This window comes from Nonomuraea recticatena, from assembly GCF_039533245.1.
In the GTDB taxonomy this organism is placed as follows: Bacteria; Actinomycetota; Actinomycetes; order Streptosporangiales; family Streptosporangiaceae; genus Nonomuraea; species Nonomuraea roseola.
Genome location: NZ_BAAATE010000112.1, coordinates 1 through 1281, shown reverse-complemented (window position 1 = coordinate 1281; position 1281 = coordinate 1). Strand labels below are relative to the sequence as shown.

The 1281-nt window shown below is 67.2% G+C and carries 1 protein-coding gene; it reads right to left on the bottom strand.

Features of this window, described 5'->3' with window-relative positions; genetic code table 11:
• Window positions 1–438: 438 nt before the first annotated feature.
• On the bottom strand, window positions 439–1281 hold an 843-nt coding region (locus ABFX50_RS50570), incomplete at its 5' end, for a phage portal protein (protein WP_346158441.1).

Sequence of the window (1281 nt, the reverse complement as noted above, 5' to 3'; positions counted from 1 at the left end):
TGCCATCTCCAACTCCTTGGCTCACAGAACGACATGGCTACGATCCGACTTCCTTCAGCTTCTTGAGGAACCGGACGTGCTTGCCCTCGAACTCGCCGAACTCCGATTCGATGACGTCGTACCCGTACGACCACTCCTGGAGCGGCCCGAGCTCCTTGACGGTGGTGAACGTGTCCTTCCCGGCGGTGGTGTCGAGGAAGAACTTGCCGCGCATGACCGCGCCGGTGCCGATGTCGTTGATCGTGCCCTTCCCGACCGGGAGGACCCCGGACCAGGAGGCGTGGCCGTAGGCGGAGATCTTCGCGGGCGCGCCGTCATCGAACGCGCCGGGCAGGGTGACGTCGCCGTCCTTGTCGATCACGTTGTAGGTCGAGAACAGGGCCTCGACCTCGCCCTTGTCGGCGTCTTTGATCTCGACGTGCAGGCTCTTGGTGTCCATTAGTCCTCGGTCTCCTCTCCGGATTCCTCCGGCGAGTTGCCGGTTGCTGGCTGCGTGGGTTGCTGGTTGGCGGGCTGCAGCTGGACGCTGTACAGCCCGGAGTGCTCGAGCAGGCTCCAGTCCTGGGCGTTGACGGCGTCGACGACGGAGGTGGCGGTCATGCCCGCATCGATGAGCGTGCGGATGGTCTGGGCCTCGGCGGCGTGAATCTTGGCCTGCTCGGCTTCGTCCTTGCGCAGGAACGCGATGTCGCGGTCGTCGTACCAGAGGGACGCGCCGTCGTCGGGGCGTTCGATGAGGACTTCGAGGGAGGCGGCGGCGTCCCTCCACCAGGGGCGGACGGTGCCGTCGGCGAAGCGGTCGCGGGCGGCCGTGAAGTTCCCGGCGTTCAGGCTGGATCCGGCGAGGGCCTCGGAGAACCCGACCCAGGAGGGCGGGACACCGAACGCGGAGGCGAGGCGGGATTCTCCCTTGCCGACCGTGGCGGCGAAGTCGAGCTGCTTGAAGTCGACGCCGACGGCCTCGACATCGGCGCCGCCGGTGAGGAACAGCGTCTTGTAGGCGTTGCGCGATCCCTGGTGGGAGGACCGGAACTGCTTCACGAACTCGTCGAACGCGTCCTCGCTCGTCTCGCGGTCGAACTTGACGACGAGGTTCGGCGTGGCGGCGTTCTTGAGGAACGCCTGCTTGTGGATCGTCGACTGCGTGTCGGCCTGGATCTCGCGGACCACGGGCGTGATCGGCGACATGCCGCGGAACCGGGCCTCGGGGTCGGGGTGGGGCGAGAAGTGCGCGACCTCGTCGGGCATCAACAAGGTGGCGCCTGCGGTCGGCGGGTCGAC